Genomic DNA, 17,880 nt, shown 5'->3' with positions numbered 1-17,880 from the left:
TCGCCTTGCGGGTTCGGCTCATCGATGGGTTGAACTGTACGCCGCACGTGTTCAGAGAAAAACCAGCCAGTCGCGAACTGTCTGTTCCAGTTTTGAAAACAATCCGGGCAAGAAAAATGCCGCGCAGGAAACCCTGGGCGGCATGGAACTGGACATGGGAACCGGCTATCCCGGTGCGGGCCCCACCAGTTCGATGGGCAGGCCGTCCGGGTCGGCGATGAAGGTGAACGGGCAGCCCGTGAAGGGGTCCATGCGCACCGGCTCGGCCGCCACGCCATGGGCGGCCAGGGCCTGCAGGCAGGTCTGCAGGTCGCTCACCCGCAGCGCCAGGTGGCGCAGGCCACAGGCCTCGGGGTACGAGCGCCGGGGTGGCGCCTCGGGAAAGGAAAACAGCTCGATCTGCGTGCCGTCGGGCAGGGCCAGGTCAAGCTTGTACGACTGGCGCTCGGCGCGCCAGGTCTCGTGCACCACGGCCAGGCCCAGCACCTCGGTGTAGAAGCGCTTGGAGCGCGCATAGTCCGAGCCGATGAGGGCCACGTGGTGCACACCCGCAAGCGCCAGTGGCGGCGCACCAGCCACCATGCTCAACCGCCCGCGATGTCGAGCGCGCGCGATGCGCCGTAGAGTGCCGGGGTAGCACTCGGATCGATGATCCAGCAAGGGATGGATGCCAGGTAGGGTTGGAAACGCCCCTTGCCCTCGAAGCGCTGGCGGAAGGACGACTGGTCGAACCATTCCCCCAGGCGCGGCACCATGCCGCCGCCGATGTAGACACCGCCGCGTGCACCGAGCGTGAGCGCGAGGTTGCCCGCCACATTGCCCAGAAAGCCGCAGAACAGGTCCAGCGCCTGCAGGGCCAGCGGGTCCTTGGCCCGCAGGGCCGCCTCGGTCACCTGGGCGGCCGAGTTCACCTCGGTCCCGCCGGCTTTGGCCACGGTGCGCACCGCGTGGTAGAGGTCCACCAGGCCCGAGCCCGAGACGGCGCGCTCGGCCGAGACGTGGCCGTAGCGCTGCTGCAGCACCTGCAGCACGTCGAACTCGTGCTGGGTCTGCGCGGCCAGCGTGACGTGGCCACCCTCGCCCGACAACGGCACGCCCGCCGGCGAGTGCGGCGGGAACACCAGGCCCGAGACCCCCAGGCCGGTACCTGCGCCCACGAGGCCGATGGCCTCGCCCGGCACGGCCTGGCCGCCGCCCACTTGGCGCAGCAGGTCGGGCGTGAGCAGGGGTAGCGCGAGGGCCAGCGCCGTGAAGTCGTTGATCACCACCAGCCGAGCAAAGCCGAAGGCCTCGCGCACTGCCTTCTGCGAAAAGCTCCAGCTGTGGTTGGTCATGCGGATGGCATCGCCCGTGACCGGGTTGGCGATACCGAAGGCTGCCTCGTTCGGCGCCTGGATGCCGACCTCGTTCAGGTAGGTGCGGATGGCATCGTCCACCGTGGGGTACTGGGCGCACTGCAGCACGCGCGTGTCGTGCAGGGTGTTATCCCCCGGGTTCTGCCAGGCCAGGCGGATATTGGTGCCGCCGATGTCGGCGAGAAGGCGTGTTGCGGGCATGGGCTGCAAGGGCAATGTGTCCACTGAAAACCAGTGGCAACATCACCCGAAAATGGTGGCTGAACAAAAACGGCGAGGCCGCAGCGAAGTCCGCTTTTTAACCCAGAACGCCCCGGGGTGCCGGGTCAAAGTCCCCATGCGCCAAGGCCAAAGCGCGGGGCTGCGGCAGCAGCCCTCGCACGGGGCTCATGCAATGCGCTGTTCCGTACCGGTATCGAACCAGTGGGCGTGCGCGGGTGCCACGGCCAGGCCCACGCGGTCGCCGGGCTTCACACGGGTCTGCGCGTCGGTGCGCAGCGTCATGTGGCCGGCGGCGGTGTCCACCATCACGTAGGTGTCGGGCCCCGTGGGCTCCACTACGCTGACCTCGCCGCGCCAGGGCGAGCTGTCCTGCAGCACCAGGTGCTCGGGGCGCACGCCCAGCATCACCTCGGGCGCCGCCAGCGGGGCTGCCAGGTCTAGCGACACGCCCTGCACCGAGAACTGCCCGGCCGCCTGGGTGCCGCGCAGCAGGTTCATGGTGGGCGAGCCGATGAAGGTCGCCACATAGGTGTTGGCCGGGCGGTTGTAGATCTCGTCAGGCGTGCCCAGTTGCTGCACCACGCCGCCCTTCATGACGGCGATGCGCGAGCCCAGCGTCATGGCCTCCACCTGGTCGTGCGTCACATACACGCTGGTGATGCCGCTGGCCTGGTGCAGGCGTTTGATCTCGGCGCGCATCTCCACGCGCAGCTTGGCATCGAGGTTGGACAGCGGCTCGTCGAACAGGAACAGCTGCGGCTGGCGCGCCAGCGCTCGGCCCATGGCCACGCGCTGGCGCTGGCCGCCCGACAGCTGGCTGGGCCGGCGGTCCAGCAGGTGGCTGATCTGAAGCATGGCCGCCACTTCGTCGATGCGCTTTTGCCGCTCGGCCTTGGGCATCTTGCGCATTTCCAGCGCAAAGCCGATGTTGTCGGCCACGCTCAGCGTGGGGTACAGCGCATAGCTCTGGAACACCATGGCGATGTCGCGGTCGCGCGGGGGCATGCCCACCACGTTCTTGCCGGCGATGCGGATCTCGCCCTCGGTCGGCTCGTCGAGCCCCGCGATGATGTTGAGCAGCGTGGACTTGCCGCAGCCCGAAGGGCCCACGAGTATCAGGAACTCGCCCGGCGCCACGTGGATGTCGATCTTGCGCAGCACCTCCACGCTCTTGTCGCCCTTGCCGAAACGCTTGTTGATGCCCGCTATGTCCAATGAAGACGCCATGATTCCTTATCCCTTCACCGCGCCGGCCGTCAGCCCGCGCACGAAAAATTTACCCGCCAGCACATAGATCACCATGGTTGGTAGCCCCGCGATGATGGCGGCCGCCATGTCCACGTTGTAGGCCTTCACGCTGCTCGACGTGTTGGCCAGGTTGTTGAGCCCCACCGTCACGGGCTTGGAGTCGGTGCCCGAGAACACCACGCCGAACAGGAAGTCGTTCCAGATGTTGGTGAACTGCCAGATCAGTGTGACCATGATGATGGGCGTGGACAGCGGCAGCACGATGCGCCAGAAGATCTGGAAGAAACTCGCGCCGTCCATGCGCGCCGCGTTCACCAGCTCCTTCGGGATGGCAGCGTAGTAGTTGCGAAAGAACAGCGTGGTGCCGGCCAGGCCCGCCAGGCAGTGCACCATCACCAGGCCCGTGATCGAACTCGACAACCCGAGCCAGCCCAGCACCTGGCTCATGGGCAGCAGCACCACCTGGAAGGGCATGAACACGCCGAACAGCAGCATGCCGAACAGCGCGTCACTGCCGCGAAACTTCCACAGGCTGAGCACATAGCCATTGAGAGCCCCCCAGACAGTGGAGATCAGCACGGCCGGCACCGCCATGGCCACCGAGTTCCAGAAGAAGGGGCGCAGGCCGTTGCAATCCACCCCGGTACATGCGCTGGACCAGGCAGTGCTCCAGGAAGACAGGTTGAGCGATGCGGGCAGCGCCAGCAGTGCGCTGCTGCGGATCTCTTCGGCATCCTTGAATGAAGTGACCAGCATCGCGTACAGCGGCAGCAGAAAGAAGGCGGTGGCCAGGACCAGCACCGCATAGACCAGCAGACGGCCCACGGAAGGGAAAAGGGAGGGCTTAGCGGTCATGGGGTTTGCTGCGCAGTTCGCTGTACAGATAGGGGATCACCAGGGCGGCCACGGTGGCCAGCATCATGGTGGCGCTGGCCGCGCCCAGGCCGATCTGGCCGCGCGAGAACGACATGGTGTACATGAAGGTCGCGGGCACGTCGGTGGCATAGCCGGGCCCGCCGGCCGTGAGCGCCATCACCAAGTCGAAGCTCTTGATCGCCAGGTGCGACAGCACCATCAGCGTGGAGAAGAACACGGGCCGCAGCGCCGGCAGCACGATGCGCCAGTAGATGCGCGGCAGCGAGGCGCCGTCGACCTGGGCGGCCTTGATGATGCTGTCGTCGATGCCGCGCAGGCCGGCCAGGAACAGGGCCATGGCAAAGCCCGCGCTCTGCCAGATGCCGGCGATCACCACGCAGTAGATGGCCATCTCGGTGTCCACGAGCCAGCCGAATTCAAAGTTGGGGAAACCCCAGTCGCGAACCATCTTCTCGATGCCCAGGCCCGGGTTGAGCAGCCACTTCCAGGCCGTGCCCGTGACCACGAAGGACAGCGCCATCGGGTACAGGTAGATCGTGCGCAGCGCGCCCTCGGCGCGGATCTTCTGGTCCAGCAGCACGGCCAGCACCACGCCGATGGCCAGCGAGCCACCCACGTAGCCCACGCCGAAGATGCCCAGGTTCTTGAGGGCCACCCACCAGCGGTCCATCTCCCACAGGCGCTCGTACTGCGCGAGGCCCGCCCATTCGTAGTTGGGCAGCATGCGCGATGCGGACAGGCTGAGCACCCCGTTCCACACCATGAGGCCATAGATGAAGGCAAAGCCCAGCACGAAGGCGGGCGCGACGACCAGCTTGGGCAGCCAGGATTCAAAGGAGTTCTTGGTCGTCGTCATTGCAAAAAGGATATCGGGTGCATACGCTGCCAGCGACACTCAGGGACGGCCAGGCCATCCTTCACGTCAACAAGAAAAACACAAGGAAAAAAGGGGGGCACGCAGGGAGTGCCCCCCAATGAACAAAGTCACCTCTGACTAACTCGCTTTCTCACTCACACTCACTCCCTCTTTACCACCAGATTTCATACTGCACGCCCACCAGCGTGCGCGAAGTCTTGCCATTGGCACCGAAGGTCGCGGCGTTGGCCACGGCGGCGGCCTGGTTCCAATTGGCCTTGGTCACGTACAGACGCAACTCGGGGCGCGACCAGAAGTCCTCGTTCATGGCCAGGGCGGCGGCCAGCGTCACCTTGCTCAGGCGCTGGTCTGGGCCCGTGCCCTTGCGCGTGGTGGTCGACACTTCGGCCAGGGCCTTGAAGTTCCTCGAAAAGGCGTAGGAGCCGCGACCGCCCAGCGAGAAGTCCTTGGTCTCCACATTCGTCAGGTCGGTCTTGTTGGTCTGGTAGCCGATCAAGGCCTGGCCGCCGAAGGGACCGCTTTGCCAGTTGATGGCGTCGGCGATCCGCGTGGAACGGCGGCCAGGGCGCGTGCCGTCGATGGCTTCGAACTCGCCGTCGATGCGCGCATGGCCGCACGAGCCCTGCAGGTACAGGGTGTTGCTCACGCCGGACAGCAGGAAGTCCTTCTGGGTGTGCATCAGCGAGATGCCCGAGCCCGAGCCGCCGTTGACCTGGTTCTTGCCGCCCACCGCGGTCAGCAGCACGCGCAGCTTGCCGTTGGGGTTGGTGTTGATCTCGGACAGGTCGACGTTCAGGCGATGCGCCTTGACGTTGTCAGGCAGGTTGCCGTCGAACTTGTCGCCGCTGAACACGCCCAAGCCGAGCTTCATGCCGCCGATCGGCACGTCGGTCACGCCGGCACCGACGTTGTCGCCATAGTTCAGCAGGAAGTAGTCGACGATGTGCACGTCCTGGATACGCAGGCGGCGCTGGCCGACCCAGAACTTGGCTTCGGGCGAGAACGACAGGCCGCTCATTTCGACATAGGCCTGCTCGGTGCTGATGTCACCGCTGCCCCACTTGGCGGGCATGTAGTTGACCTTCCACTTGACGCCACCGGCCTCGAAGCTGCGGGCGAAGTTGACTTCGATGCCGTTGTCGCCTTCATTGCCCAGGCGGAACTTCTGCAGCTCGCCGCCCAGCGACAGGTTGCCCTTGACGCCGTCGGAGTGGTTGAACACCGGGCCACCCCGCGAGTAACCGTTGAACTCGAAGCCGGCAACGTCCATTGCCAGTGCATTTGTCATCGCGCATGCGGCGGCCAAAGCCACCGCCGTGAGGCGGTTTCTTTTCATCATGATGGGATCCCTCGGTGTTGGTTTACTTGGTCTTCGCGGCGGCGGCGATCTTCTTCACGGCGTCGGCAACGCTCACCTTGTCGTCATTCCAGAACTGGCTGACGGCGTCCTTGATGGCGCCTTCGGTGGCGGGCGCGATGGCCATGCCGTGGGCCACGCTGGGCAGCAGGCTGCCGCTCTTGGCGGTGTCGACGAAGTCCTTGGTCGAGGCCTTGGCACAGTCGTCGAACTTGTCCATCTTCAGGCCCGCGCGCACCGGGATGGAACCCTTGTTCAGGTTGAACACTTCCTGGAACTCCGGGCTCATGATGGAGCTGGCCAGGTCGCTCTGCGCCTTCTGGGCAGCGGCGTCCTTGAGCTTGAACAGGATGAAGGAGTCCACGTTGAAGGTGTAGGACGTGGTGGTGCCCGGTGCGGCAGCGCACATGAAGTCCTTGCCGGGCACCTTGTTGGCGGCCAGGAACTCGCCCTTTGCCCAGTCGCCCATGAGCTGGAAGCCCGCCTTGCCCTGGATCAGCATGGCCGTGGCCAGGTTCCAGTCGCGGCCGGGAGCGCCGGAGTCGGTGTACGACTTGATGCGGCGAAAGGTCTCCAGCGACTTCTTCATGGTGTCGCTGTTGATGGCCTTGTCGTCGAGCTTGACCAGGGCGTCCTGGTAGAACTTGGGACCACCGACACCGAGCACCACCGATTCGAAGGTAGTGAAATCCTGCCAGTTCTGGCCACCGTGGGCCACGGGCACCAGGCCTGCGGCCTTGAGCTTGTCGGCCGCGGCGAAGAATTCGTCCCAGGTCTTGGGCATGGCGGTCACGCCGGCCTTTTTCAAGGCCTCGGAGCTGCCCCACATCCAGTTGACGCGGTGCACATTGACCGGAGCGGCCACGTAGGCGCCCTTGTACTTCATGATGTCGGCAACCACCTTGGGCAGCAGTTCATCCCACTTCTCGGCCTTGGCCAGCGCGTCCATGTTGGCCAGCACGCCTTCGGAGGCCCACTCCTGGATGGCCGGGCCTTTGGTCTGTGCGGCCGAGGGCGGGTTGCCCGAGATCACGCGGCTCTTGAGCACGGTCATGGCGCTGTCGCCACCGCCGCCGGCCACGGCGAAATCACGCCAGGTGTGGCCCTTGCCCTGCATGATCTTCTTGAGCTCGGCCACGGACTTGGCTTCGCCACCCGAAGTCCAGTAGTGCAGAACCTCCACCTCCCCTGCACTGGCTGTTGCCGATGCCGCCACAACCGCCGCGACGGCGGCGACTTTTGTCAACTTCCACATACCCATGTCTCCTCGTTTGTGTGAGTCCGTTTGTGCGCCGGCTGACCCATGCCGGTCAGCGCAGTCGGTACTTTAATTACAATAATTAATGAACATATCAGGGCTTTCCCGGGGTGTGCGTTACACGCCAAAGGAATTCCCCTGTTATCGAATTACGGCCCCGCTCGCGCCTCGGTGCTTTCCCTGCTGTGCGCTGTGCGCGACCTCGGCGAGGGAGGCCCTTTGCTATCCTCTATCCATGGCCACCCTATTGATAGTCGAAGACGATGCCTTGCTGCTGGATGCCTTGACGGGCCAGCTCCAGCAGCTGGATTTCAGCGTGTGCACGGCCTGCAGCGTGGCCGAAGCCACGGCCGTGCTGCAGAACCAGGCGGTGGACGGCATCATCCTCGACCTGGGCCTGCCCGGTGCCGACGGCATGGAACTGCTGACCTGGGCACGCACCCACATTGCCGGCCTGCCGGTGCTGATTCTGACCGCGCGCGACGGCATCGACGACCGGATCCACGGGCTCAACGCCGGGGCCGACGACTACATCACCAAGCCCTTCAACATGCAGGAGCTGCAAGCCCGCCTGCAGGCCATGCTGCGCCGCGCGCGCCTGCCCGCGTTCACGCAGGCCAGCAGCGTAGCGGGCGGGCCCAGCACCGCCATCGGCAGCCTGCAGATCGACCATGGCCAGCGCAGCGCTGTGCTCGGCGGCGAGCCGCTGGAGCTCACGCAGCGCGAATGGGAGCTGCTGGAGCTGCTGGTCAACCGCTGTGGCGAGGTGGTCACGCGCGACGACGTGCTCGCCGCCTGGCGTGCCGGCCCGCCCGAGCCCGGCCAGGCAGCAGCCGCCCCGCTCAACTCCAATGCGCTGGAGGTGTATGTGCACCGCCTGCGCCGCAAGCTCGACACATCGAACCTGGTCATCCGCAACATCCGCGGCTTGGGCTACATGCTGGCCAAGCCGGCCGAGTAGGCCGCTTCCATGCGCCCCATTCCCGGCGTTTCCCTCCAGCGCAAGCTGCTGCTGTGGCTGCTGCTGCCGCAGCTGGTGCTGTGGCTGTCGGGCGGTTTCCTGGCCTGGCGCATCGCGCTGCAGAACGGCGAGAAGGGCATCGACCAGACGCTGACCCAGTCGGTGCGCGCGCTGGCGCGCCAGATCAAGCCCATCGGCGATGGCCTGCTGGTGGACTTTCCCAAGGCTGCGCAGGACATCCTGGAGCAGGACCCGGCCGACCGCGTCACCTACATGGTGTCTTCGCCGCCGGGCCGCTTTCTGCTGGGCAATGCGCAGTTGCCGCCGCCACCGCCCGTGAGCGTGGACGTGGGCGAACCCTTCCTGTACCACACCCGCGTGGACGACCGCCCCGTGCGCGTGGCCCTGCTTGAAGTGGACTATGGCACGCCGCAGGCACGCCAGCGCCTGCGCGTGCAGGTGGCCCAAAGCCTCACGGTGCGCGAGCGCATCGCCCAGGAGCTGCTCGAAAAGATGCTGCTGCCCATGGGCCTGATGGGCCTGGCCCTGAGCGCCGTGGTGTATGCCGGCGTGCTGCGCGGCCTGCAGCCCCTGAAGCGACTGGAAGCGCAGATCGAGAAGGCAGGTGCGCGCAAGCGCAATACGGCCGACCCCTTGCCGCCCATCGAACTGACCTCGGCCCCGCAGGAGGTGCACTCGCTGGCCAGCACCATCAACGCCCTGCTGGAAGCCGTGGCACGTGGCCAGCAGAAGGAAAAGCGTTTTCTCAACGATGCCGCGCACCAGTTGCGCACGCCACTGGCGGGCCTGATCGGCCAGACCGAACTGGCGTTGCACGAGAGCCGCGAGCCGGCCGTGCAGGAGCGGCTGCACAAGGTGCTGTCGGCAGCGCGGCGCAGCGCCCACCTGGTGCACCAGCTGCTGCAGCTGGCGCGCTCGGAGAGCAGCGTGGCCATGCAGACCCTGGACCTGGCAGCCCTCGCACGCGAGGTAGCCCGCGATTGGGCGGCGCGCGCCGTGGCCAGCGGCGTGGACCTGGGCTACGAGGGCGAGGAGCAATTGGCTGTCCAAGGCCACCCGCTGCTGCTGCGCGAGGCGCTCAACAACCTGATCGACAACGCCCTGCACTATGCGGGCCATGGCGCGACCGTGACGGTGCGGGTGGACATTGCGGGTGCCGGCATGGCCACCCTGGCGGTGGAAGACGATGGCCCCGGCGTGCAGCCCGCCCACCTGCGCGACCTGTTCGCCCGCTTCTGGCGCGGCTCGGACAAGCCTGGCGGCTGCGGTCTGGGCCTGTCCATCGTGGAAGAGGTCGCACTGCAGCATGGGGGCCAGACCTTCGCCGAGCCGGTCACGCCGCATGGCCTGCGCGTGGGTCTGAAGGTGCCGCTCAGCACCGCGACACCCCGGACCTAGAAGCGAACGAACGGTTGCGGCTTTATCCACAGCCTGGGTATGGCCCCCGCTCGGCGCAACCGGCGCGCCCCAGGCAAGAACCACCGCGCAAGGGCCGCCCCGCCGCGCTGGAGGTGTCCCCCTTCCCGAATCGCGCAGCGATTCGAGAGAAGGGGTGAAGGCGCGTCAGCGCCTCAGGGGGATGTACCGAATCACGCAGCGAGGATGAGCTTTTCCAGCTTGACGGCGTCCACAGCAAAGCCGCGGATTCCTTCGGCCAGTTTCTCGGTGGCCATGGCGTCTTCGTTGAGCGCATAGCGGAAGCCCGCTTCGTCGTAGTTCACTGCTGGCAGGTCCAGGGACTTGGCGGCCTTCGCATCGAGCGCCGGGGCCAGCGGAGCATCGCTGGCGGCGAGCTGGGCCAGCAGGTCGGGAGCGATGGTGAGCAGGTCGCAGCCGGCCAGCGCGGTGATCTGGCCGGTGTTGCGAAAGCTCGCGCCCATGACTTCGGTGGCAATGCCGAAGTGCTTGTAGTGGTTGTAGATCTGCGCCACGGACTGCACGCCGGGGTCGTTGGCGCCCGAGCGCGCGGCCTCATCCCACTGGGCGCCGGCCTGCTTCTTGTACCAGTCGTAGATGCGGCCCACGAAGGGCGAGATCAGCTGCACCTTGGCCTGGCCGCAGGCCACCGCCTGGCAGAACGAGAACAGCAGGGTGAGGTTGGTGTGGATGCCGCGCTGCTCGAGCTTCTCGGCCGCCTGGATTCCCTCCCAGGTGGCAGCAACCTTGATCAGCACGCGGTCGATGTGGACGCCCTCGGCCTGGTACAGCTCGATGATGCGCTGACCGCGCGTGATCGTGGCCTGGGTATCGAAGCTCAGGCGCGCATCGACCTCGGTGGAAACGCGTCCGGGGATCGTGGCCAGGATCTCGCAGCCGAAACGCACGATCAGGCGGTCGATGATCTCGTCCATGGGGCGGCCACGGAACCGGCTCACCGTGTCCGTGAGCAGCGGCGCGTACTCGGGCTTTTGCACCGCCTTCAGGATCAGCGACGGGTTGGTCGTCGCATCCTGGGGCTGGAACTGGGCCAGTTGCTTGAAGTCACCGGTGTCGGCCACCACGGTGGTGAACTGTTTGAGGGCGTCGAGTTGGTTCATGCCCCCATTATTCCGCATCACCGTGTCGGGGACCGGTACTACCAAGCACCAGTACACAGCGCACCATGCCTGCGCGGCAGACTCCGGGTTGAACCCAAGTTACCAAAATCGATGGAACCCAGTTACCATCAATTCCTTGCACCCGCCGATCCACATCACCACCTTGTGCCCCTGCCGGGTACGCCGCTGACATGCTCGACCGCATCACCGCCTCTCTCTCGTCGCTGGCCCCTGCCGAGCAGCGCGTGGGCAAACTGGTGCTGGCCGACCCGCGCAGCTTCGCCCGCCTGCCGGTGCGCGAGCTGGCCGAGCGCGCCCATGTGAGCAAGCCCACCGTGGTGCGGTTTTGCCGCAGCATGGGCTACGACGGCCTGGCCGACTTCAAGCTCAAGCTCGCGGGCAGCGTGAGCGAGGGTGTGCCCTTCATCCACCGCAGCGTGGACGCCGACGACAAGACCGGCGATGTGCTGGTCAAAGTGGTGGACAACGCCGTGGCCGCCTTTCTGCAGTACCGCAATGCCGCTAGCACCGTGGCGCTGGAGCGAGCGGCCGAAGCCATCGCCGCGACCTGGAAGACCGGGCGGCGCATCGAGTTCTATGGCGTGGGCAATTCGGGCATCGTGGCGCAGGATGCACAGCACAAGTTCTTCCGCCTGGGCGTGACCTCCATCGCCACCAGCGACGGACACATGCAGGTGATGAGCGCCACGCTGCTCGGCCCGGGCGACTGCCTGGTGATCGTCTCCAACTCGGGCCGCACGCGCGACCTGATGGACGCGGCCGACATTGCGCGCAAGAACGGCGCCACCACCATCGCCATCACGGCCAGCGGCTCACCGCTGGCCAGCACCTGCCAGATCCACCTGGCCGCCGACCACCCCGAAGGCTACGATCGCTACAGCCCCATGGTCTCGCGGCTCATGCACCTGCTCATCATCGACGTGCTGGCCACCTGCGTGGCCCTGCGCATCGGCAGCCCGCTGCAGCCCATCCTGCAGCAGATGAAGGAAAACCTGCGCGCCAAGCGCTATGCCTGAACGGGCACCGGTGCCCAGCGCTTGAGCACCAGCGTGGCGTTCACGCCGCCAAACCCGAAGCCATTGACCATGGCGTGCTCCAGCGCCATGGGGCGGCTGGCGCCGGCCACCATGTCCAGGCCTTCGGCCAGTTCGTCGGGATTTTCGAGGTTGCGCGTGGCCGGTACCACCTGGTCGCGCAGGGCCAGGGTGGTGAAGATGGCCGCCACCGCACCCGCCGCGCCCAGCAGGTGGCCCGTGGCCGCCTTGGTCGAGGCAACGGCCACTGATCTGGCCGTGCCGAACACGCGCCGGATGGCGGCCAGCTCGCCCCGGTCGCCCACGTAGGTGGAGGTCGAATGGGCGTTGAGGTGCTGCACCTCGCTGGCGGCCAGGCCGGCCTGGGCCAGCGCCAGTTCCATGGCCCGGCGCGCGCCGTCGCCATCCTCGGGGCCGGCGGTGATGTGGTGCGCATCCGCCGAGGTGCCGTAACCCACGACCTCGGCCAGCGGCGTGGCGCCGCGCGCCAGCGCATGGTCCAGCGATTCGATCACCAGCATGCCGGCGCCCTCGCCCATCACGAAGCCGTCGCGCGCCGCATCGAAGGGGCGCGAAGCCTGATCGGGATGGTCCGAGAAGCCTGTGGACAGTGCCTTCGCGGCGGCAAAGCCGCCCAGGCTCACCCGGTCGATGGTGGCTTCGGTGCCACCGCAGATGGCGATGTCGGCCTCGCCGCATCGGATCATGCGCGCCGCGTCGCCGATGGCCTGTACGCTGGCAGCGCAGGCCGTCACGGGAGCGCCCAGCGGCCCCTTGAAGCCGTGGCGGATCGACACATGGCCAGCGGCGAGGTTGACCAGGAAGGACGGAACGGTGAATGGCGACAGGCGCTGCGGGCCGCGCGTGTCGGTGGTGCGCACGGCCTCGGCAATCGCACCGAAGCCGCCGATGCCCGAAGCGATGACCGTGGCAGTGCGCAACTGGCCCCGCTCATCGGCAGGCGCCCAGCCGGCTTGCGCCAGTGCCTGTTGCGCCGCGCCCAGGGCGAAGGGAATGAAGCGGTCCATCTTGCGCTGGTCCTTGGCGGAAGCAACGCTGTCCGGGCTCCATCCGCCTTCGGGATCATCCTCCAGGCTGGGCACGGCTCCCCCCACCTTCGCGGCCAGGCCCTCCACCACCTCGTCCGGTAGGCGGCGCAGGCCCGATGCACCCGCCAGCAGGCGCTGCCAGGCCAGTTCCACGCCGACACCCAGTGGTGAAACCAGGCCCATGCCCGTGATGACCACGCGCGGGACGCGGGCGGCGCCGTTGTGGGGGAGTGATGGTGCGTTGCGGTTGTCCATGGGAGGGGCGCAGCACAGGCCGCGCATTTATGATGACGGGCGCCATCATAAACAAGTCAGCGCTTAATGCGTACGACCATCATCAAAAAGAGGTTTCCCCCATGAAAGTCTCGAAGGCACAGTCGGCAGAGAACCGCCAGGGCATCCTGGACGCCGCCGCGCGCCTGTACCGCGAGCACGGCCTCACAGGCGTGGGCGTGGCCGACATCACGCGCGATGCAGGCCTGACCCACGGCGGCCTGTACCGCCATTTCGAGAACAAGGACGCCCTGGTGCGCGAAGCCTGTGCGCGCGCCTTCGACTGGACGATCACGCCGCTGGACGGCATGCAGAAGGACATGGGCAGCGGCGAGGCCGGCCTGGCCGCGCGGGTGAGGAGCTACCTCTCGCCCCAGCACCGCGACCACCCCGGCGAGGGCTGCCCTGCCGCAGCGCTGGCGGTGGATGCAGCGCGCGCAGGGGGCGAGCTGTCCGAGGTGTTCGCGCAGGGCATCGAGCGCAACATCGAGCGCTTCGCACGCGTGCTCGAAGGCCTCGACCAGGGCGAACCCAGTGCCGAAGGCAGGGCCCGCGCCATGAACATCCTGGCCACCATGGTCGGCGGCCTGGCACTGGCGCGCGCCACGGCAGCCGGCCGCCCTGCCCTGTCCGACGAGATCCTCGCCACGCTGCGCGAGCATTTGATCGCGGGCTCGAAAGCTCCATGAAAATGCCGGCACAGGGCCGGCATCGGTACAGGGCTCAGGCAAGAGGGCTTGCGCCCCCCTTCCATCAGTTCGGACCCGTGAAGTTGCGGGTGCTGTAGAGCTCGGTCGGCAGGCGCTTGAGCAATGGCAGGCCGGTGGCCGCATCCTTGGGCTGCTTCTCGATGTAGCTGAAGAACACATCGGCATCGAGCACGCCGATGTCAAGGCGGCGCGCGGCGGGCACGGCGGCCAGGGTCTTGTAGCCGTCACCGCCGGTGGCGTTGAAGCTCAGCACGAAGAGCTTGTAGGTCTTGGCGTTGTCCAGCGGACCCCAGGCACCGGTGGTGGGGTTGCGCACCTCGATGTTGGTCACGCGCTGGCCGAAGGCTGCGCGCGCGTTCACGTCGTAGCGCAGGCCACCGGTGTAGGGGTATGGGCCCGACGAACCGCCGGGGCCGTACACGGCTTCAACACCGTCTTCCAGCATGCCCTTGACTTCCGTGCCGGTGATGTTGAGGCGGAACAGCATGTTGCCGAAAGGCAGCACCTGGATCACCTGGGCCGCCGTGGTACGGCCTTCCAGCGGGATACGCACGCCACCACCGCTTTGCAGCGAGATGTCGGCACCGCCGTACTTGAGGTTGGCCTCTTCCAGGTAGGCCTGGGCCACCAGTTGCTGGATGTCGCCGCCGCGCACGCTCACGCTGCCTTCGGCGTTGCAGGCCGCGCTGGAGCGGCTGTAATCCACCGAGCCCACGCCGCCGGGGACGCGGCGCGAGCACAGCTCTTGCGGCGCGAAGGCGACCTGCGTCAGGTTGAAGCCGGCGATCTTGTCCTTGTAGGGCTGCAGCACGGCCGTGGCGGCAGCGGACGGCTGTGTGATGCGCAGGAAGCCGCTGGCGGCCACGCTGGCGCGCAGGGCGGTCTTCTCGGCGTCGGTGGCGGCCTTGCCGGCGATGGTGAAGTTGTCACCGATCAGCACGTGGGGCGTGCCATTGCACTGCGTGACGTTGCCGGAGCCGTCGAAGCTCACCTTGAGCTCGCCGACGACCTGCGAGTACTCCCAGGCCTGCACGGCGCAGACGGTCTTGCCATCCTTGTCGGTCAGGCGCGTGGGGTAGGCACCGCCGGGCGTGCCCACCGCCGTGGTGGTCAGGCCATTGGGGCCGAGCAGGGTGTGCGAGTCGCCGCCCACGACCACATCCACGCCGCTGAGCTTGGGGATGATCTGCTTGTCCAGGTCATAGCCGATGTGGCTCATGACGATGATCTTGTTGATGCCCTGACCGCGCAGGACGTCGATCTCGCGCTGCGCTGCCGTGGCTTCGTCCTCGAAGGTCGTATCGGGGTCGGGGCTGGAGGAGGCCTTGGTCTTCTGGGCGATGGTCAGGCCGATGATGCCGATCTTCTGCCCGCCGCGCTCCACCACGGTGGAAGGGCTCACATAGCCGGGGGCGCGGCTGGGGTTCAGGGCCGAGTTGGCGCCGAACTTCACGTTGGCGCTGAGCACCGGCGTCTTGCAGGTGCCCTTCCTGAGCAGGTCCAGGAAACCCTTGAGGCCGGTGTCGCCCTTGTCGAATTCATGGTTGCCCAGAGTGAAGGCGTCGAAGCACACGGTGTTCATCATCGCGGCGTCGGCCTCGCCATCGGCACCGGCGCGGTTGAAGTACAGCGTGCCGGTGAGCGCATCGCCCGCATGCAGCTTGAGCACATTGGGAGACTGGCCCGCCAGTTCGGCAATCGCCGCCGTCACGCGCGGGAAGCCACCGGCATCCACGGCCACGTCCACCGGCGCAGCACCGCCAGCGGACAGCTTGAGCGTCTTGGACTTTGACTCCAGCGTGGAATGGCTGTCGTTGATATGCAGGATGGTCAGGTCCAGCGGCCCATCGCCGTCCGATCCCCCGCAGGCGGCGAGCACGCCCGCCACTGCCAGCGCCACGCCGCCCAAGCGCATCCAGCGCGCTCCACTCATCATTCCCATGTGTGCTCTCCCAGCCATTGGTCAAAAGCAGCCATGGTGGAAACGCTCCATGACAAAACCGTGAAGCAGGCACAATGGGCCTGCCATCGAAAAGGGCTCCCGAAGGAGCCCTTTCAATGGAGGCGCCGGAACATCCTATTGGATGCGCCCCTCTTCGACAGCGTGGCAGGCGATGCGGATGCCGCCAATGGAGAGCAGCTGCGGGCGCTCGCTGCGGCAGCGGTCGTTCACATGCGGGCAGCGCGGGTTGAAGGCGCAGCCGGGGGGCGGGTTGAGCGGGTTGGGCACCTCGCCCTGCACGGGGGTGCGCGCCTTGCCCGTGTCGTGCATCTTGGGGATGGCATCGAGCAGCATGCGCGTGTACGGGTGGCGCGGGTTGTCGAACAATGCGTGCTTGTCGGCCAACTCCACCAGGCGGCCCAGGTACATCACACCGACCTGGTCGCTCACGTGGCGCACCACGGCCAGGTTGTGCGAGATGAACAGGTAGGTCAGCTGGCGCTGGCGCTGCAGGTCCTTCATGATGTTGAGCACCTGGGCCTGCACCGACACGTCGAGTGCCGAGGTGGGCTCGTCGCACACCAGGAACTCCGGCTCGGTGGCCAGGGCGCGCGCGATCGAGATGCGCTGGCGCTGGCCGCCCGAGAACTGGTGCGGGTACTTGACCATGTCCAGCGGAGACAGGCCCACCGACTGCAGCAGTTCGCCCACGCGCTGCTTGAGCTCGGCCTTGTCGGTGATGAGTCCGTGCTCGCGCAGCGGCTCGCCGATGATGTCCTCGACCAGCCAGCGCGGGTTCAGGCTCGCATAGGGATCCTGGAAGATCATCTGGATGCGCCGGCGCATGGCCTGCGAATCCTTGCCCTTGAAGGCAGCGTGTGCATCCTGGTTGTCAAAGGTCAGGCCACCGCGCGTGGGGTCGTACAGGCCCACCAGCAGGCGCGCCACGGTGCTCTTGCCGCAGCCGGACTCGCCCACCAGGGCCAGGGTCTTGCCCTTTTCGATCTCGAAGCTCACGCCGTCCACCGCATGCAGCAGGGTGCGCGGCTTGCGCTCGATCATGCGGTTGAGCCAGGGGGCAGAGACGTCGAAGGTCTTGGCCAGGTCATGCGCCTGCACCAAGGGTTTGCCGGAAGTTGTTGGCACGGCGCTCATGCGGACACCTCCGCAGGGGCGGTGGCGTGCAGCCAGCAGGCTGCGCGGGTGGAACCCGCGGGCATGAGGTCGGGCCGGTCGACCATGCAGCGGTCGAAGGTCTTGGGGCAGCGCGGGTTGTAGGCGCAGCCCTTGGGGATGGCGTTGAGGCGGGGCATGGCTCCGTCGATCTGGTTCAGGCGTTCACGGTCCACCGCCATGTCGGGGATGGAGGCCATCAGGCCGCTGGTGTAGGGGTGGGAGGGCTTGTTGATGACGTCGTGCACGGGGCCGATCTCGGCCACGCGGCCGGCATACAGCACCGCCACGCGGTCGCAGGTCTCGGCGATCACGCCCATGTCGTGGGTGATCAGCATGACGGCGGCACCGCGCGATTTGCAGATGTTCTTGAGCAGCGTGATGATCTGCGCCTGGATGGAGACGTCGAGCGCCGTCGTCGGCTCGTCGGCCACGATGAGCTTGGGCTCGGCCGCCAGGGCCAGGGCGATCACCACGCGCTGGCGCATGCCGCCCGAGAACTGGTGCGGGTAATGGTCGATGCGCTCTGCCGCCGCCGGGATGCCGGTGTCCTGCAGCAGTGCGATGGCGCGCTGGCGCGCTTCGGCGGCGTTCACCGGCAAATGCGCAAGGATGGTTTCGGTGAGCTGGCGGCCCACCGTGTACAGCGGGTTCAGCGAGGTCAGCGGGTCCTGGAAAATGGCGCCGATGCGCCGCCCGCGGATGTGCCGCATCTGGTCGCTGGTGAGGTTGTCGATGCGCTGGCCCTCCAGCAGGATCTGGCCCGAGGCCACCCGGCCCGGGGGTTCGAGCAGGCCGATGATGGCCGCGCCGGTGAGCGACTTGCCCGCGCCGGACTCTCCCACCACGCCCAGGATCTCGCCGGGCGCGATGGAAAAGGAGATGTCGTCCAGGGCGCGCAGGGTACCGCGGCGGCTCGGAAATTCGACAACGAGGTTTTTGACTTCTAGAAGACTCATGGGAATA

General features: G+C 66.9%; 16 protein-coding genes. 4 read left to right on the top strand and 12 right to left on the bottom strand.

Annotated features, from left to right (window positions below):
* Positions 1–165: 165 nt before the first annotated feature.
* From gloA2 to AC07X5_RS06360, 7 genes are all read right to left on the bottom strand, one after another.
* Positions 166–582, bottom strand: a complete 417-nt coding sequence (gene gloA2 / locus AC07X5_RS06390; protein ID WP_494769438.1) for an SMU1112c/YaeR family gloxylase I-like metalloprotein — start codon at positions 580–582, stop codon at positions 166–168.
* Positions 583–584: 2 nt separating this feature from the next.
* Positions 585–1,556 carry a glucokinase gene (locus AC07X5_RS06385; protein WP_494769437.1) on the bottom strand — a complete coding sequence of 324 codons (972 nt, stop codon included), beginning with the start codon at positions 1,554–1,556 and terminating at the stop codon, positions 585–587.
* 186 nt (positions 1,557–1,742) lie between these two features.
* Positions 1,743–2,804, bottom strand: a complete 1,062-nt coding sequence (locus AC07X5_RS06380; RefSeq protein ID WP_494769436.1) for an ABC transporter ATP-binding protein — start codon at positions 2,802–2,804, stop codon at positions 1,743–1,745.
* A 6-nt stretch (positions 2,805–2,810) separates the two neighbouring features.
* Positions 2,811–3,680 carry a carbohydrate ABC transporter permease gene (locus tag AC07X5_RS06375; protein ID WP_494769435.1) on the bottom strand — a complete coding sequence of 290 codons (870 nt, stop codon included), beginning with the start codon at positions 3,678–3,680 and terminating at the stop codon, positions 2,811–2,813.
* On the bottom strand, positions 3,670–4,557 hold the full coding sequence (locus AC07X5_RS06370) for a carbohydrate ABC transporter permease (protein ID WP_409956529.1): 888 nt from the start codon (positions 4,555–4,557) through the stop codon (positions 3,670–3,672). The genes AC07X5_RS06375 and AC07X5_RS06370 overlap by 11 nt, the downstream gene beginning before the upstream one ends.
* Before the next feature lie 172 nt (positions 4,558–4,729).
* The gene (locus AC07X5_RS06365; RefSeq protein ID WP_494769434.1) at positions 4,730–5,917 is read right to left on the bottom strand and encodes a carbohydrate porin; all 1,188 of its coding nucleotides are present in this window, start codon (positions 5,915–5,917) and stop codon (positions 4,730–4,732) included.
* Positions 5,918–5,939: 22 nt separating this feature from the next.
* Positions 5,940–7,190 carry an ABC transporter substrate-binding protein gene (locus tag AC07X5_RS06360; RefSeq protein WP_494769433.1) on the bottom strand — a complete coding sequence of 417 codons (1,251 nt, stop codon included), beginning with the start codon at positions 7,188–7,190 and terminating at the stop codon, positions 5,940–5,942.
* 238 nt (positions 7,191–7,428) lie between these two features.
* Here AC07X5_RS06360 and AC07X5_RS06355 point away from each other — a divergent pair, with 238 nt between their 5' ends.
* Both AC07X5_RS06355 and AC07X5_RS06350 read left to right on the top strand, forming a co-directional pair.
* Entirely contained in the window at positions 7,429–8,154 is a 726-nt protein-coding gene (locus AC07X5_RS06355; protein ID WP_409964275.1) for a response regulator transcription factor, read from the top strand.
* A 9-nt stretch (positions 8,155–8,163) separates the two neighbouring features.
* Positions 8,164–9,573, top strand: coding sequence for a sensor histidine kinase (locus tag AC07X5_RS06350; protein ID WP_494769432.1), 1,410 nt, complete (start codon positions 8,164–8,166; stop codon positions 9,571–9,573).
* A gap of 191 nt (positions 9,574–9,764) precedes the next feature.
* Here the strand turns inward: AC07X5_RS06350 and tal are convergent, their stop codons facing one another.
* Positions 9,765–10,712, bottom strand: coding sequence for a transaldolase (gene tal / locus AC07X5_RS06345; RefSeq protein ID WP_494769431.1), 948 nt, complete (start codon positions 10,710–10,712; stop codon positions 9,765–9,767).
* A 191-nt stretch (positions 10,713–10,903) separates the two neighbouring features.
* Here tal and AC07X5_RS06340 point away from each other — a divergent pair, with 191 nt between their 5' ends.
* The gene (locus AC07X5_RS06340; protein ID WP_108016385.1) at positions 10,904–11,749 is read left to right on the top strand and encodes a MurR/RpiR family transcriptional regulator; all 846 of its coding nucleotides are present in this window, start codon (positions 10,904–10,906) and stop codon (positions 11,747–11,749) included.
* Here AC07X5_RS06340 and fabF read toward each other — a convergent pair.
* On the bottom strand, positions 11,740–13,071 hold the full coding sequence (fabF, locus tag AC07X5_RS06335) for a beta-ketoacyl-ACP synthase II (RefSeq protein WP_494769430.1): 1,332 nt from the start codon (positions 13,069–13,071) through the stop codon (positions 11,740–11,742). The genes AC07X5_RS06340 and fabF overlap by 10 nt on opposite strands.
* A gap of 101 nt (positions 13,072–13,172) precedes the next feature.
* On the opposite strand from fabF, the gene AC07X5_RS06330 reads away from it, so the two are divergent.
* Positions 13,173–13,778 (top strand): TetR/AcrR family transcriptional regulator, encoded by a 606-nt coding sequence (locus tag AC07X5_RS06330; protein WP_494769429.1) that lies wholly within the window; start codon positions 13,173–13,175, stop codon positions 13,776–13,778.
* A gap of 64 nt (positions 13,779–13,842) precedes the next feature.
* Here AC07X5_RS06330 and AC07X5_RS06325 read toward each other — a convergent pair whose 3' ends face one another.
* The 3 genes from AC07X5_RS06325 to AC07X5_RS06315 all read right to left on the bottom strand — a co-directional run bounded on the left by AC07X5_RS06325 (position 13,843) and on the right by AC07X5_RS06315 (position 17,873).
* Positions 13,843–15,735 carry a bifunctional metallophosphatase/5'-nucleotidase gene (locus AC07X5_RS06325; protein WP_494769478.1) on the bottom strand — a complete coding sequence of 631 codons (1,893 nt, stop codon included), beginning with the start codon at positions 15,733–15,735 and terminating at the stop codon, positions 13,843–13,845.
* Between the two features lie 141 nt (positions 15,736–15,876).
* Positions 15,877–16,896, bottom strand: a complete 1,020-nt coding sequence (locus AC07X5_RS06320) for an ABC transporter ATP-binding protein (RefSeq protein ID WP_409964270.1) — start codon at positions 16,894–16,896, stop codon at positions 15,877–15,879.
* Positions 16,893–17,873 (bottom strand): ABC transporter ATP-binding protein, encoded by a 981-nt coding sequence (locus AC07X5_RS06315; RefSeq protein ID WP_494769428.1) that lies wholly within the window; start codon positions 17,871–17,873, stop codon positions 16,893–16,895. The genes AC07X5_RS06320 and AC07X5_RS06315 overlap by 4 nt, the downstream gene beginning before the upstream one ends.
* Positions 17,874–17,880: the final 7 nt, after the last annotated feature.

This window comes from Acidovorax sp. GW458-11-26-14-TSB4, assembly GCF_059423865.1.
Note: the sequence above shows the minus strand (reverse complement) of the source record. Positions and strands in the feature narration are given on the sequence as shown.